General features: G+C 44.5%; 13 protein-coding genes. 7 read left to right on the top strand and 6 right to left on the bottom strand.

Annotated elements, in window-relative coordinates; all coding sequences use genetic code 11:
- The first annotated feature begins 157 nt into the window (after positions 1-157).
- From NCI00_RS08850 to NCI00_RS08840, 3 genes are all read left to right on the top strand, one after another.
- Positions 158-1,636, top strand: coding sequence for a glycoside hydrolase family 5 protein (locus NCI00_RS08850; RefSeq protein WP_253526772.1), 1,479 nt, complete (start codon positions 158-160; stop codon positions 1,634-1,636).
- 186 nt (positions 1,637-1,822) lie between these two features.
- Complete coding sequence (locus NCI00_RS08845) at positions 1,823-2,215, top strand: hypothetical protein (protein WP_253526770.1); 393 nt, start codon at positions 1,823-1,825, stop codon at positions 2,213-2,215.
- Positions 2,216-2,540: 325 nt separating this feature from the next.
- Positions 2,541-3,749 (top strand): acyltransferase family protein, encoded by a 1,209-nt coding sequence (locus NCI00_RS08840; protein WP_253526768.1) that lies wholly within the window; start codon positions 2,541-2,543, stop codon positions 3,747-3,749.
- A gap of 75 nt (positions 3,750-3,824) precedes the next feature.
- Here the strand turns inward: NCI00_RS08840 and NCI00_RS08835 are convergent, their stop codons facing one another.
- On the bottom strand, positions 3,825-4,667 hold the full coding sequence (locus NCI00_RS08835; RefSeq protein ID WP_253526767.1) for a ChbG/HpnK family deacetylase: 843 nt from the start codon (positions 4,665-4,667) through the stop codon (positions 3,825-3,827).
- Between the two features lie 300 nt (positions 4,668-4,967).
- On the opposite strand from NCI00_RS08835, the gene NCI00_RS08830 reads away from it, so the two are divergent.
- Positions 4,968-5,618, top strand: a complete 651-nt coding sequence (locus NCI00_RS08830; RefSeq protein ID WP_253526766.1) for a response regulator — start codon at positions 4,968-4,970, stop codon at positions 5,616-5,618.
- Here NCI00_RS08830 and NCI00_RS08825 read toward each other — a convergent pair.
- Entirely contained in the window at positions 5,599-7,182 is a 1,584-nt protein-coding gene (locus tag NCI00_RS08825) for a tetratricopeptide repeat-containing sensor histidine kinase (RefSeq protein WP_253526765.1), read from the bottom strand. The genes NCI00_RS08830 and NCI00_RS08825 overlap by 20 nt on opposite strands.
- Positions 7,183-7,641 carry a hypothetical protein gene (locus NCI00_RS08820; protein ID WP_253526764.1) on the bottom strand — a complete coding sequence of 153 codons (459 nt, stop codon included), beginning with the start codon at positions 7,639-7,641 and terminating at the stop codon, positions 7,183-7,185.
- A gap of 172 nt (positions 7,642-7,813) precedes the next feature.
- Here NCI00_RS08820 and NCI00_RS08815 point away from each other — a divergent pair, with 172 nt between their 5' ends.
- On the top strand, positions 7,814-8,605 hold the full coding sequence (locus tag NCI00_RS08815) for a nuclear transport factor 2 family protein (RefSeq protein ID WP_253526763.1): 792 nt from the start codon (positions 7,814-7,816) through the stop codon (positions 8,603-8,605).
- Between the two features lie 33 nt (positions 8,606-8,638).
- The gene (locus tag NCI00_RS08810) at positions 8,639-9,118 is read left to right on the top strand and encodes a DUF3237 domain-containing protein (RefSeq protein ID WP_253526762.1); all 480 of its coding nucleotides are present in this window, start codon (positions 8,639-8,641) and stop codon (positions 9,116-9,118) included.
- Positions 9,119-9,310: 192 nt separating this feature from the next.
- Here the strand turns inward: NCI00_RS08810 and NCI00_RS08805 are convergent, their stop codons facing one another.
- Both NCI00_RS08805 and NCI00_RS08800 read right to left on the bottom strand, forming a co-directional pair.
- Positions 9,311-9,634, bottom strand: coding sequence for a ChbG/HpnK family deacetylase (locus NCI00_RS08805; protein WP_253526761.1), 324 nt, complete (start codon positions 9,632-9,634; stop codon positions 9,311-9,313).
- A 597-nt stretch (positions 9,635-10,231) separates the two neighbouring features.
- Positions 10,232-10,987: a TrmH family RNA methyltransferase gene (locus NCI00_RS08800; RefSeq protein ID WP_253526760.1), complete on the bottom strand. Its 756-nt coding sequence runs from the start codon at positions 10,985-10,987 to the stop codon at positions 10,232-10,234.
- A gap of 92 nt (positions 10,988-11,079) precedes the next feature.
- On the opposite strand from NCI00_RS08800, the gene tamL reads away from it, so the two are divergent.
- Entirely contained in the window at positions 11,080-13,758 is a 2,679-nt protein-coding gene (tamL, locus tag NCI00_RS08795) for a translocation and assembly module lipoprotein TamL (RefSeq protein ID WP_253526759.1), read from the top strand.
- Between the two features lie 82 nt (positions 13,759-13,840).
- Here the strand turns inward: tamL and NCI00_RS08790 are convergent, their stop codons facing one another.
- Positions 13,841-15,247, bottom strand: a complete 1,407-nt coding sequence (locus NCI00_RS08790) for a TolC family protein (protein ID WP_253526758.1) — start codon at positions 15,245-15,247, stop codon at positions 13,841-13,843.

Raw genomic sequence — 15,247 nt, 5'->3', positions numbered from 1 at the left:
CAGAAAATTAGCAACATTAGGATTGTCAAAACGCTGATTATTAAGAAACAACCTCTCTTGCCCAATCGCCGAGAACGGTTCCATAGTTGGTTACTTTTTGTGTTGATGGCCCTTGCAGGGGCGGACTGATTTTGTTAATAACCCTAAACTTACTCCAATGAAACTTGGCAAAGGAATCAATTATTCGCGCTATTGCTGGCAATGGCGCGGTACATTTGACAACCCCGTTATCAATCATAACGGCACCGACTATATGGATGCGGGTGTGCCTGGGCGTGACCAAATTTCAGCATCCCGGATTGCTGAAGCAACCGCTCATGTGGCCCTTATTAAAAAATTGGGCTTTGACACCGTCCGCTTGCCCATTACGTTTCATTGCTGGGCAGAACTCAATAACCATCTTATTGACCCCAATCACCGCTACTGGATTGTATTGGAAAATATGATTGCGGCTTGTCAACAGCATAACCTGAAGCTGGTCATCTGTTATCACCATGCCCCTACCATTAATGTAGTACGGGTTTTGTCGATGTGGCAACAAATTGCCCAACGCCCTGCGGTACTCGGGGCCTCTGATGAGGTGCTTTTTGAAATCTTCAATGAACCAAATGACACCATTGACAACACAACTTTACATCAACATTATCTTACCATTATCAACGCCATTCGGACCATCCCGCAGCACGCTAATCGCTGGATAGTGGTGGGTGGAAATGAATGGAATGACATTGGATATGACGATAAAGGCCTGACGGGATTTGAGCCCTTGGGCTTACCCAATATACTATATACGTTTCACTCGTATGAGCCGAAAGCTTTTACAAATCAGGGTTTGGTGAGTGAGCCGTGCTTTCAGACGACAGGACTCTCTTTCCCTTTCCAACACCCTATGCCTACTTTTGTGGCCTCCGTCAACTGCCCAACCAGCCCCAGTGGTTTCAATGAAGGTAGATTTAAATATGATAACTACGACCAAGACGAGGGCAATGGTACTCATTTTGGTATGGCCACGGTAGAGTTTATTGAGCGACGAATCCAAGACGCCAAAGGCTGGTCGATACGCAACGGCGATTTGCCGATTTGGTGCGGAGAGTGGGGTTTACACCGCCATATTCCGACCATTCCCGACGATGGTAGCATAGAAAGATTTATGAGCGCCATGTTAGACTCGTTTAAAACCCAAGCCATTGACTGGTGTTGGTGGGATTTTGAAGGACCGTTTACCATTTTTGACCCTGTGCCTGACATTGTGCATTTGCCAGATTCATTTGGGGTAGTGGTCAGTACCGAAGCTAATGTATCTCCGTTGGTTAAAACGTTAATGGTGCTGAATGAACGGATAGATTTTCAGGTCACTCATACTGGGACTGGGGGGCCGTGGACCAACACCTCCAAAATTACATTTAAGTGTATTGACAGTGAGATGAATATTAAAGAATATATCCTGACGGTTACGGGCAGAGTAAGGTTAGGGCAGCCGCTTTTCTTTAAGCAAACGATAAAGAAGTTTAAGCCAATCTATCCGAAAAAGTTGTTCAATTTCAAAGGGTATGTTTCGAATGAGACTGCAATGCAAAGCGCCGTGTTAACGGTTGTTCATAATGACGGGTCCTCGTTTAGCGTAGCTATCCAATGATAAGCGAGTGACAATCACAAATGGATTTTATCTTTTGTATATCCTCATTTATTGGCAATTAGGCCACATATACACTCGCGCCGCCCGGTTGTACATGGCCTTTAAAAGGGAGCAAATTGAGAGGTAATTTTAGCCACTGTTAGAGACAAAAACAATTTTTCAACAGAATGCTAAAACAAAAAAAACATGAAAACCTCGCTTTTGCTTTTGCTGCTCTTGTCGGGCAGAGTAGTTGGAGAGAATCTCCTAGTCCAGTCTAATGTTGAAACAGCAACATTTATGGCGGCCTTGTTCCCTGTGTCTAATGCCATGAAAATCAGGGTATTGGTGAGTAAAAAAACGGAGGGTAAATTTTTCATTCGTTTAAAAGATGAAAAGGGAAGTCTTATTTATGCCGATAAGTTGCCCAAACATATCTATCAGCACCGTTACGATTTTGATTTAACGCAATTGGAGTGCGGAAAATATATCATTGAAATGGTCGGCAATGATGGGTCGTATGTGGTCAAACATATTCAGAAAGAACAGGCAATTCTGGCGATTCCCGTGGTGTCTAACAAGATTATTTGTCTGGATTGACCGCAAAGTTTATTCTATTTTTTTAGGGAACGGCATCTTTTAAAAAATCATCTGAGGCATAAAAAGATGTCGTTTTTTTACCATTAACTCCCTTGTGATATTAACTAATTTTCGGCATCGATGGCCGAATCATGGTTTGTGATTATTGATGTTAGTATCACTTTTTCTGTTGCTATTGGTGGAGTTACATCTTGTTTGGAACTATCAGATGTTGGGTTGGTGGCAGGCTCTTCGGGGGTGGTTTGCAAGTGCTTTTTTTAGAAAAAAATTAATTCTCCCGCTCATAAAACGTTGAATTGTTATCAAAAAAACCAGATTTTACTCAATGAAAACCACTACGCCCTACCTCTCCAATCTTACACCCTTGCGCGGTATTGCCGCATTGCTAACGGTCATGTTTCACGTTGATTTAATGCTTGGTAACGGAGGGAATCTGCTCGTGAAATTTGAAGATTCGCTGTTATTTACCCGCCTGTATCTGATGGTGGACTTCTTTTTTGTACTGAGCGGATTTGTCATGTATCATGTTTATGGAAAATGGTTCAATGAGTCGGTTCAAAAAGTTGATTTTAAGTGGTTTACCATTGCTCGTTTTGCACGAGTATACCCTCTGCATTTTTTTACGCTTTTGTATTGCATCGGGCTTAAGCTGATTTTTTTTGCAGCGGGGGGGATTGATACCAATCCCATGGATGCCGTCAGCAACAATTGGGCGGCAATACCTAGCCATTTACTACTGTTGCACAGCATGAACGTCAACGAATGGTTTACTTGGAACAATGCCTCATGGTCTATCAGCACCGAATGGTGGATGTATATGCTGTTTCCGTTTTTGGTCAAGCCTTTTAGGGGCCTCAACTCCGTGGGGAGGATTTTAGTGGTGGTTGCCTGCTTTGTGGGGTATTTGGCCATTACATTTTTGATAGTACCAATTGTCACCGTTCCCGCTTCTATTCCATTCGTGGCCGTCAATCCCGCTGATTTAAGCATCAATGTATCCTATCAATATGGATTTTTGCGGTGTTTGTTTGGGTTTGTATTAGGGATGATGGTTTATCAATTTTATACTGAGGGAGCTGCTAAGCGGTTGATGGCCAATGGTTATACCTTAATTTCGCTGACATTGGGATTGGGGGTATGTATGCATTTTGCCGTGCCGGATGTGTTTTCGGTGGCCTTTTTTCCACTCATTTTACTTTCGGCGGCTTACGGTAGTCAAAACATGGATGCATTTTTTGGGACAAAACCCATGCAACGAATCGGAGATTGGTCGTTTTCAATTTATCTGGTGCATCAGCCTTTGATGTACACGATTGGCAGCGTAATGACGTATTTGAACCCGCCAAGCCCAAACGCACCTGCTGGGCCGCCGCCCCAAATGGATATGCTAACGGGCTGGATAATATGCGTGATATTTATTGCCTTTACGTTGCTGGTTTCGTACCTCACGTACCGCTTCGTGGAAGTACCCGCTCGGAATTGGATCAACGGAAGATATGGTAAAAACGCAGTGCCAGCGGTCAACCGGGTATAATTCAAATTTAAAATAAGCTTGTATTTAGTTCTGCCCCAGACAAATGAGTTTTGTTTGAGGCAGAACTAAATATGCTTATTCCAATGCTTCTTTGATACTTATGAGTTTGATGTTGCGCTCCGCAATTACCTTTTTGACGGCAGTGCTGGTGAACGCCCGCGTAACGCCCTCGCGGTCGTATGCTACGTTTTCGTAGCCCGTATGGCCCACGCCTTTCATGTCGCCGTTGTCGTAGCCTGGATGCTCAACCAAAAAATGAGTGCCTGGTGTAAGTGCTTTCAAAATGGCCACTAAATCTTGCTCTTTTTGCTCCGGCGATTTGGCCGCTCCGCCGAATCCTTTGATGGGTAGCGTACCCTGTGGCATCTGAATCGGTAATTTATACTCGGCCGAAAGCCGTTCGGTGAGTGCTTTCACCTCGGCGGTGGCGTTTGTGCAACCCATGTGGGCGGAGAGGTGACTGACCCACGGGAGGTATTTTTTGACCAGCTCAATTTGCGCCCGAAATTCACGCTCTACTTCATTGATGTTGATGGGTTTTTGGAGTAGGTAAGCGCTGTTTTTCAGGGTTTTGTTTTCCCAAATAAACTGGGGGAAATAACCGTCGGCGTCGGTGAGGCTTGGGGCATGGGTGAGGGGCCGCCATTTGAGGTTTTCCCATTCACTGGTGAGGCAAAGGTGTACGCCTACGTCGTAGCTGGGTTGGGTTTTGAGCATTTTGACGGCTTCCATAAACCACGGAGCCGTAGCCAGAATTTCTACCGAACGGCTGATACCGTCGGTGTACACTTTCATGCAGGCTTCGTTGGCCGTGTGGCAAAAGCCAATATCGTCAGAACGGATAATGAGCCGAATTTCGTGGGAGGTTTGAGCCATCGAAATCTGAATAAAAAGGCTGAAAAAGAGGAAGTATTTCATGGGTTTACGAAGTAAATGAGGAAAACAGGATTGATTTTGGTAAAACAAAACGGATTACTCTGAAAAGAAGAATTGGTCGGAAATATAAGCCTTCACGTTTGCAAACTGCGACCGCGTTTTTGTAAAACCATGGTTTCCCATAAGGCAATATCATGGGAAACCATGAGGGATTCTTTGCAGGAAGTTGCTGACCTTTGCAATACAGTGCTGTACCCATTGGGTATTATTCCTTTGGAAAATAGCAATGGGCCTCATAATACTGTAAATTTATAAAAAGAGAGACACCCTTTGGGCCACTAAATGAACAAACAATCCATTAAACTCATTTTGGTTGATGACCATCAAATTATTTTGGATGGACTGCGTTTTTTGTTTTCATCCATTGAAAAAGTCGAAGTGGTGGCTACGTTTACCGATAGCCGTCAAGTGATGCCTTTTTTACAAACCAATGAGGTGGATATTCTGGTAGCGGATTTGCACATGCCGTATTTGACCGGCATTGATTTGACCCTACAAGCACGTCAGTTGTTTCCCGAGTTGAAAGTATTGCTGCTCACCATGGCCGAAGATGCGGGGCATATTCGCGAGGCAGTCAAAGCGGGAGTTCATGGGTACGTATTGAAAAAAACCAACAAGAGTGATTTGGAAAAAGCCATTAAACACCTGATAATGGGAAAACGCTATTACAGTGAAGATGTGATTGATGAATTGGCCCATGCTCCTACCGACGACCTTAACAATACTGCTCCTGCCACCATTCAACACCTGACGGGAAGGGAAGTGGAAATTTTAAAACTTATTGCGGACGAATATTCAACCGCCGAAATTGCCAACCAACTTTGTATCAGTGTGCCTACGGTTGAAACGCACCGGCGGAGCCTGATGATAAAACTCAATGCCAAAAACGTGGCAGGATTGGTCAAATACGCAGTTAAGCATGGGTTGGTTTAGTTGACTTTTCCAACGGTAGGATAATGACGTTTTTTGTACCGGGCAGTTCGTCGGATATTTTCTCCCATTTGCCTTTTAAAGATTCCACCCGTTCGGCGATGTTTCGGAGTCCTTTGCCCGCTGTGGTATTCTCCGAAATTCCTTTGCCATTGTCCGTTACGGTCAATTGTAAATTTTCATTTTTCACTTCCACCTTTACGTTTGCTTCGGTGGCTTGGGCGTGTTTGAGAATATTAGTGATGAGTTCAAGACAGATACTGTACAGTTCAAATTCCGTTTTAGCGTTTAATCGGGGTTGATTTTCAGGGATTTGAAGGGTAAATGTGACGGGCGTATTTCGGTTGAGTTTACGCACGAGTCCTTCAAGCGTTTTCCAAAGTCCCTGCTTTCCCAGTTCTTCGGGCAGCAGATTGTGAGAAAGCAATCGCACTTGGTCATACGCCTGTTCCAGGCTGTTTTGGACGTGCTGATAGACCTCCTGTTCCTGCGCATTGAGTTTGTTTTTGTCAATGGCACCCATACTCCAGCGAAGCGACGAAAGCGTACTGCCGAGGGCGTCGTGGAGGTCGGCGGCTACGCGTTTTCGCTCGGTAGTTTGGCCTTCGAGCAGGGCGGTTTGGAGCGCAGCGTTTTGTTGGGTCAGCATTCGGTTGCGGTAAAAAATGAACGATAAAATCACGAACAGCGCAATGATGGCCGAAATACTTATCAGTTTTCTTTGTTGCTGCGCCTTCTCTTCAGCTTCTTCTTTGGCTCTTTCCTGCCGACGCTGTTCCACTTCCAGTATCTCAATGCGTTGGGCTTTGTCTTGTTTGAACAGACTATCCTTGGTAGTAATCATGAGTTCCTGGTACTTCAACGCACTGTCCAATTGATGGTGCATCTTATAGACTTTAGCCAGTGTTCCCCCAGCTTCCCCAAGTCCTTTCAAGTAACCGGACTCGCGGGCGTAATAAATAGCCTGCCGGGCGAAGTGTCCTGCAGAATCAACGTTGCCCAATTGATGGTAGAGCTTGGCAATTTCAGAATAGGCAAAGCTCAACGTTTTTCTGTTGTTTTGTTTCAGACAGGTAGCAATTCCGTATCGATACCAGTTTAAAGCCTGAGGGTAATTGTTCAATCGCTCCAACGCTTTAGCGTAGGTAACAAAGATATAACCCAATTCATGGGTTATTTGATAATGAAGGGCTTCGTGTATAGCGGCTTTGGCATAATACAGTGCCGAATCCAGTTGACTGAGCCCTTCGTAGGCATTGCTCAAATGGGCCAGTTCATAATAGGTGCCTCGATGAATGGCTTCTTTGAATTTTTTTGCTTGAAAAAGGTAGGGTTTTGCTTTTTGAAAGTCTCCCAGTGTAACGTACAAATAGCCAATGGCCCGGTGGCAGTCTTCGTCAAGGAGGTCTTTGAGTTGGTATTTGTTTTTAAGTTCCAATGATTTGAAATAGTAATCCAGCGCTTTGGCATAGTCGCCCGCATTGAGGTAACTGTTTCCGATATCCAGCGTGATTTTTGCTTCAAGACGATGCGTTTTAAACCAGGAGGTTAATGGCAATAATTTCATTCAATAATAAAGACTACTGTCAACTTGAAATCCGTCGTATAGGCCGGCCAGCCCTTGGAGAATTTTTAGCTGTAAGTTGGATTGAGTGTAAGGTTCTTTTCCGAAATACCCAAGCTGTTCACAAATCTTTTGCGCCTTTTGGTAATTGGCGACGGAGAGGTAATGATTGTTCTGAATTTTATACCCTTGCCCCAATACATACAGGGCTTCTGCTTCTCCCGTCTTTGATCGGTATTTCTTAGCCAATTTCAACGCTTGTTCCGCAAATAAAAAACAGGAGTCTGCCTGCTTCTTTTGAGCAAATTTCTCTGCTAAAAGACTCATTAAAAGTATTTTTTGGTCTTCTCGGTTGGTGAAAGTCAGCACTTTTTTGAGACTGTCAATGTAGAATTGTTGACTCACACACACGATAACGGAAACAAAAAAAAGCAGGGTAGAGAGAAAGCAGGTTCGGGGCATGGTTCAGACCGACTTAGAGTTGTTTAAATTTCTTTTGTTTTTGTCGGATTTCAAAGGCGTACCCGAAAAATCATGGTTTACCATGAGGCGAAACCATGGTTTACCCTGAATTTTTTTTCCATCCCTACCTCTGACCTTTGCATTAGTCATTCACTAAACTTTTCTACCTCCGATGAAACCACTTTTGATTACTGCCGTTCTCCTGTTAATTAACCTTACCGTTTTTGCTCAAAGTTTGGAGCAATCTTTTGCCAAACTGATGGACGAATACAAGAAAAGCCCCAACGAGTATTCGCAAAATTATTACTCCAATGATTACCGTTTTTTGGGTTATCGCGGTGGAAAAATTGTGGGTAAAAAAGAGATGAATTTGGCCTTAGCCAGCTTGAAAGTAACAGAGCTAAACTATTCGGATCTTAAATTTTATGAGTCGGGGAATTTGGGTATAGTAAACGGTATTATCACCATCAAATACGGCGTCAATACCTACAAAGATGCTTTTACCTACACGTTTCAGAAGCAGAAAGACCAATGGAAAAACGTAGCGGGGCATCATACGCAGGTGGAATATGACCAACCCAACAAAAACGCGGACAATCTTGCCAAATTCAAAACTTATTTTGAAGAATCCAGACTACGGTTTATTGAGAATCCCGTTAAATTTTTTAATGATGAATGTACGGCCGATTTTCAATACGTTACTTCCAAAGGCGGTGTAACAGGATTAAAGCCTTTAAAGGAAATATTTGCTCCTAAAAAAGTGCTGCAACGCGAGATGACTGACTTGGTTTTTCGTCCGTATGGTGATGAAATAATGGTGGTAACGGGCAAAATGACGCACAAATACCAAAATATAGATACCAAAGCGCTGATAGATTATGGCACGGAGACCATTACCTATACGTACGCCAAAGATAAAACTGGCTGGAAACTGGCATCGGCGCACCACAGCAAGGCAAACTAAAAAAAACTGTAACTTCTAAACCAACTTTTTCGCATGGAAACCGCTCCAATTACGCCTGTTCGTGCTCTTTCTACCGAATTTTTGATGGAAATGCGATGCGAACTTACGATGCAAATCATCGGCGATACCCCCAACGGGCATCGTCGTATTTACCACATCACGGGCGGAACCGTGAAAGGCCCCAGAATAGTAGGAGAAGTGCTTGCTGGTGGAAGTGACTCTTTTCTTGTCCGTCCCGATGGAACGGGGTTATTGGATGTTCGAGTGACGGTTAAAACCGACGATGATTCCCTGATTTACGTGGCCTATCGGGGTGTTTTACATCATACACCCACCTTGGAAGGACGCTTGATGGCGGGAGAAACCGTGCGGTGGGATGAATACTATTTTCGTACTGTCTCTTTCTTTGAAACCGCCACCGAAAAATACGATTATCTCAATCACACCATGGCAATCGGTGTAGGCGAAGCTGATTTTGCCGGTGTTTCATATAGTGTTTATCGTGTATTATGATTGAGCGGATTTTATCAACTCAAAATAATTTGATTCACTGTTCCTTTTCCATTGGTTGATGTTACTTTCCAACTCCCTTTCAGGGATTTGACGCGCTCGTCAATATTGCGCATTCCTTGTCCTGAAACGGAAGGGTCTGAAATCCCTTTTCAATTGTCCATCACTGTCAATTGTAACTTTTGGTTTTCCACGTTAAACTTTATACTCGCCTCGGTTGCTAGGGGCATGGGTGAGGGGCCGCCATTTGAGGTTTTCCCATTCACTGGTGAGGCAAAGGTGTACGCCTACGTCGTAGTTGGGTTGGGTTTTGAGCATTTTGACGGCTTCCATAAACCACGGTGCCGTAGCCAGAATTTCTACCGAACGGCTGATACCGTCGGTGTACACTTTCATGCAGGCTTCGTTGGCCGTGTGGCAAAAGCCAATATCGTCAGAACGGATAATGAGCCGAATTTCGTGGGAGGTTTGAGCCATCGAAATCTGAATAAAAAGGCTGAAAAAAAGGATGTATTTCATGCGGTTGGCGGGCAATATTTGTTCAATATGTTGAAGGATTTCAACATTGAAATATACTGACTCTTCAAGGCGAGACGCTCAATAGGGGAGCTTATTTTCCCCTTTCTTAAATAATTGAAAGTGCTTTTTAAATGAAAAATATCGGTGCACGGCTAAGAAGGAATTACAACTTACGTGTTTCGAGGTTTTCCTTCTTTTGTTGTTGAGAAAGCTTGTAGGTAAGGTATGTTTTTTTTGCGAAGTGGTATCCTTTAATTAAAAAATAAGGTATAAATAGCGGGGATATAACCAGCAAGCAAAGACCCAGAATGATCCCGAGAAGAACCCTGACTATTTTTTCAATAAGCTTCATTGTAGGGGTATAATAGTAACAAAACGTAATTGTTACGCAATATACGCTAAGATTACACTTCCTGAAAAATAACTTTTGGGTATATTTATTTTTAAGTGTTAAAAATTTGAGAACGAAGGAATACTACTCTAAAGATGAGGTTAAGTTAAAGCGAAATTGTTATCAAAAGGTATATTTATTTGCGGCTTTAAAATGGTAAATTTTGAGCCAATATCAGGATGTAGCTTTTGCCCCTAAACAATGGCTTAAACTCTTCGTAAATTATCCAGCACTACCGCTGCGGCAATGCCGACATTCAACGATTCTGCGCCGCCAAAGCGCGGAATCGTAATTTTGTGGGTAACGAATTGTTCGACCGTCGGCCCGATGCCATTAGACTCATTGCCCATCACGATGTAGCCTGTATTGCCGAACGAGGTTTGGTGGATGTTTTTCCCTTCCAAAAATGTACCGTAAATCCCTATTCCGTGTTCCATATTCCCTACCTTCTCCAAATACGCAGTTAACTCCGCATAATACCCTCGCACACGAGTGAATGAACCTTTGCTTGCGGCAATGACTTTGGGATTGTACCAGTCGGTGGTGGTTTGTGAACAGATAATTTTGGTGATGCCGTACCAATCGGCAATGCGGATGATGGTGCCCAGGTTGCCGGGGTCCCGGATGTCGTCGAGGACCAATACGTATTCTCCTTTTTCGGCATACAAAAAATCATTGTCTTTCGTTTTTACAACGGCCAAGGCCGCATCGTTGGTTTGCAGCGTACCCGCCCGGGCGAGTTCGTCGGCGGTGGCGATTTCGAGGCGAAAAGGTTGTTTCTCTAATTTTTGCGTATTTTCTTTGTAAAATTGCTCCGTAGCCACAACCAATTCGGTCTGAAAATCAGCGGTTAAGAGTTCCAATACACTTTTGGCGCCTTCTACCAAAAAAGCGTTGTGTTCCAGTCGGAATTTCTTTAATTGCAGTGAGTGAAGGTATTTTGTGAGATTTTTGGATAACATTTGCGTGATATATCAATTTTCAAAAGGGATTCTGAATGCGTCATAAAGCCATTTTTACAGTTCTGAAAAGATTTTACCCTTCTGCGGGACGTATGGCCGAATTTTCAAGCTGCAAAGATACGATTCAGTATCACAAACCGAGGCGAGTTGTTGGTTCGTTCCCTGTATTTAACGGAGTTTTTTTGGTCGGTTTATGTTTCTTTTTGGCGGCTTGCTCCAACAAAAGTACCCCTAAAAAAGACGAATATCTCTTGGGTAATCAACTTTTTAAAGGCAACTCGGTGGTGAAAACAGAAGCCTTGGAGCCACTTTTGCCGCAACGTCCCAACAAAAGATTTCTCGGAATTCCGGGTGCGACAGTCTCCCTTTGGATTTATCAGGCGTTGGACAAACGATACGACCGCGATACGCAACGTATTAAATTTGATACCCTGAGTCGCTACTATGAACGGCAGTTTACCCGCTACGCCGACGACTCCCGCAAACTGTCATCGCTGCGTCGAAAATACAATCGCGTAGTGAATAAATACCGCCTTCGGATTGAAGAGGGGAACTGGGCAATGCGCACCTTTGGGGAGGCCCCTGTTTATTTTTCCGAAAAAAATGCCCGCAACAATACCGTTAAAATTAAAGGATATTTGGTCAATGAAGGCTACCGTGATGCCAACGTTGAGTTTATAACCGACACCCTTTTCGGTCGGATTCGTACTACTTACAACATTTTCGAAGGAGTGCCTCATGTGTTGAGAGATGTAGATATTTTGACGCACAAAGATGCTGAAATTGACAGTTTATTGTCGGCTACCAAAACGGCCTCTTACCTTAAATCTGGTAATAATTTTAGGTATAGCGACGTGGTAAGTGAAATCACTCGGGTGGAGCAATTGATGCGGAACAACGGTTATTTTGGATTTGACCGTAACTACCTGCGGCCCGTACAAAGTGCCACTGGCAAACGCAATGGTGGTTTTTTGGTGGATACGACGGGCCATAATCCCGCCACCGACTCGCTTTTTCACATCGTAGACGTGAAGGGATTGCAGATAAATTATCCTCGTAATCACGACAAACATACGCGCTACACTTTCAATCCCGTGGGGTTTAGGGTGGAGAGCCTACCCGGAGAGCCGCCTTTTGTGAGGCGCGACACAGCGGTTTATCGGGGTATTCAGTATTCGTTTACGCCCAAACATTACTATTCTCCCCGGGTACTCAACGAAAAGATACTGATTCGGCCGGGCAATATTTACCGACAAAACGATTGGGATGAAACCTCGCGCCAATTGAGTGTTTTGGATCAGTTTCTGTTTATAAATATTGACACAGATACCACCAACGGCAATATAAAAACGCTGATTCGGGTGATTCCGCACGATAAATACCAGGTAACTGGGGAAGGGGGGGTGAATGTAGTGCAGAATTTGCCGGGGCCGTTTTTGAACGGAACGTTTCGCGTACGTAACATTTTTGGACGGCTCGAAAACTTTGAAGTGTCGTTGCGGGGAGCATTGGATGCCAATTTTGGCTTAAAAAATGCCAATTTGGTACGTACGCTAGAAATGGGGGTCAATACGGCGCTGATTTTTCCCCGATTTTTATTCCCTGGCAAAATAGCCGCAGGCTTTAACCGCAAAACTCCGCGTACCATCGTCAGTCTGGGATATAATTATACAAACCGCGATTTTCTTGGGTCTGATCCTGATTTTATCCGGAGCGGTTTTCAGGCGAGTTTGCGGTATAACTGGAAAAAAAGCGAATTTGAATACCTGAGCCTGACGGCAGTGGATTTGAGTATTTTGCAGAGTAAGCAAAGTCAAAAATTTGGAGAACTACTTGATTCACTGTACCAATACGGCGGCAACCCGCTCAAATTTAGTTTTCAGTCGGCCGTGATTTCGAGTATCAATTTATCGTATGTTTTTAACAATAACATCATTGGGCAAAACCGCCGAGCGCATTATTTGAGGTTGTTTGCCGAGTCGGGAGGTACTGCTTTAAGTCTCTTAGAGCCGCAAAAAGTATCGTTGGGATTGGATGGATTTGAATTGTACAAGTTCTTGAAAACCAACGTAGAATACCGAAGGTATAAGCCACTAGGCCCCAAAAGTACGTTGGTGTACCGCGTCAATACAGGGCTGATTTTCAACTATAATGACCGTCGGGTGGCTCCTTACGAAAAATCGCTGACGGGCGGTGGGAGCAACAGCCTGCGCGCGTGGCCTCCCCGGCGCTTGGGGCTGGGTTCGGCCTATCCAAATGTTGACTTACAAACGGGTAGCCCTATTTTTCGGAATGGAGAAACGACCACGCTTCAGCCCGGCGTGACGCAGTACAGTGGCTATGAGTACCGCTTTGAACAACTCGGGGACGTACTCATGGAGGCAAATGTAGAACTGCGGGGTCACTTATTTCGGTTTGTGGGCGATGTAAACTATGCGCTGTTTTTGGATGCGGGAAATGTGTGGCGTATGCGGCTCGATAAGGGCACAAGCCCCAACCAAAATACCCTGAACGGGGTGTTTCAATTCAATCGTTTTTACAAAGAGTTTGCCGTCGGAACGGGCATTGGGCTGCGGTACGACCTTTCGTATTTTATCTTTCGTCTCGACATGGGTATCAAGGTCTATGACCCCAGTCGGCGGTTTGTGGTGACCAATGCCCTTGGGCAAACCACCACTATCGATGAGCGCTACCTGCTTCCCAAGTTTTCGTTTCGTCGTTCCAGCCCCAACTATCCCGTATTTAACATCGGAATTGGGTACCCTTTTTAAGGGACGGATAACCGAAAAATGGATAGAAGTCCAAATATTAAAAATAAAAACCCCTTTTACCCTTACACTTTTCTCTTATTTCTTATTCAAATGTCCCTGCGGCAAACAACAGCGTGGCTTTGGCTTTTTCGTACTTTGCTTTCATAGATTCAAGTTTGACTTTCAGTTCGTTAAGCTTGGATTCGCGTTGGTTCACCAAAAACAACTGGCTTTCGCCAATGCTGAAGCGTTGTTCTTCGGCCCGCAGCACTTGCGCTTGGCGTTGCACCGCAATTTGTTGCTGGATAATTTGCCCTTCCAAATTCTTTACGTCATTGTAAGCAGCCTGAACTTCGTTGTTGATTTCTCGACGCAACTGCTGGATTTCCAGCGTGTTCTGGAACTGTTTTACGCGGATAATTTCAAGTTTTCCTCGCTCTTTCCGAAATAGCAAAGGCAATGAAAAATCGACATTTATTTTATAGAAAGAAGGGAAGGCCCCCGCATCGGGAATTTTGGAACCTGTAATAAAACGGTGGGCGTAATTGAGAGAAGATAAGCCGATGTCAAAGCGGGGTTTGAGCATTTCGCGGCCGAGGCGTTCGTCAACGTTGAGTTGCTGTGCCTTTAAATCTAGTTTTTGAATTTCAGGGTGGCGAAGGCGGGCGGTTTCGAGTAGATTGGCGAGGTTTGTGGCATCAATCACTTGGCCTGCGCTTAACTGCGGTACGGCTGTTTCGGGCAATTCTAGGGGGGAGCCGTTTGTGTCCCAAAGGTGGTTTGAAAGCTTGAGACGGGCATTTTGAAGTTCAACCGTGGCTTGTTCAAACATCACACGTCGGTCGAGTAGAGTTACTTGGGCATCAGCGGTATCAATGGCTGGCAGGTCGCCTTGCATCACACGTTTGCTTACGAGCTGGTAGCGTTGAGCTGCCAGCTCATAAAACTCTTTGATTAGTAACTGGTTACGATAAGTAAAATACCATTCCCAATATTCCTTTGCCGCGGTAAGGATTAATTTGTTAATCATTTTGACACGCTCCGCTTCGGCGATATTCTGAAAAATACGCGCATTTTGGAGCGTTGCGCGGCGTTCGTCAATGACAAACCGTTGCAAGATGGGTACGTTTATCCCCACGTAACTGACCCCGTCGAGCGGGGTACGGATGTCGGTTCCGAGCACATCCCCCACGTTTCGTTCAAAACCCGCCTTGACATCCATGCCGCCCCAGTAGAGGGGCACTTTTAGCTGGTTGTCCCAAAAGTTGAAATAGGCTTTGTTTTCAAAATATTTACGGTCAAAATTAATGTCCAATTTAGGGTCAAACCCTCCTTTTGCCATCAACAACTCGGCCTTGGCCTGCCCCGAGAGGGAGTTAGCTTGGCGCAACACAGGGTGGTTTTTTAGGACTAAATCGTAAAAATCGCGGTACGAAAATACCTTGGCCGTGTCGGTTTGCGCCCACACAGCGGTATTCATTACGATTAGCAGAATGATTGTTTTTTTCAT

The organism is Runella salmonicolor (assembly GCF_024158025.1).
Classification (GTDB): domain Bacteria; phylum Bacteroidota; class Bacteroidia; order Cytophagales; family Spirosomataceae; genus Runella; species Runella salmonicolor.
This window is presented reverse-complemented; position numbering and strand designations above follow the sequence as displayed.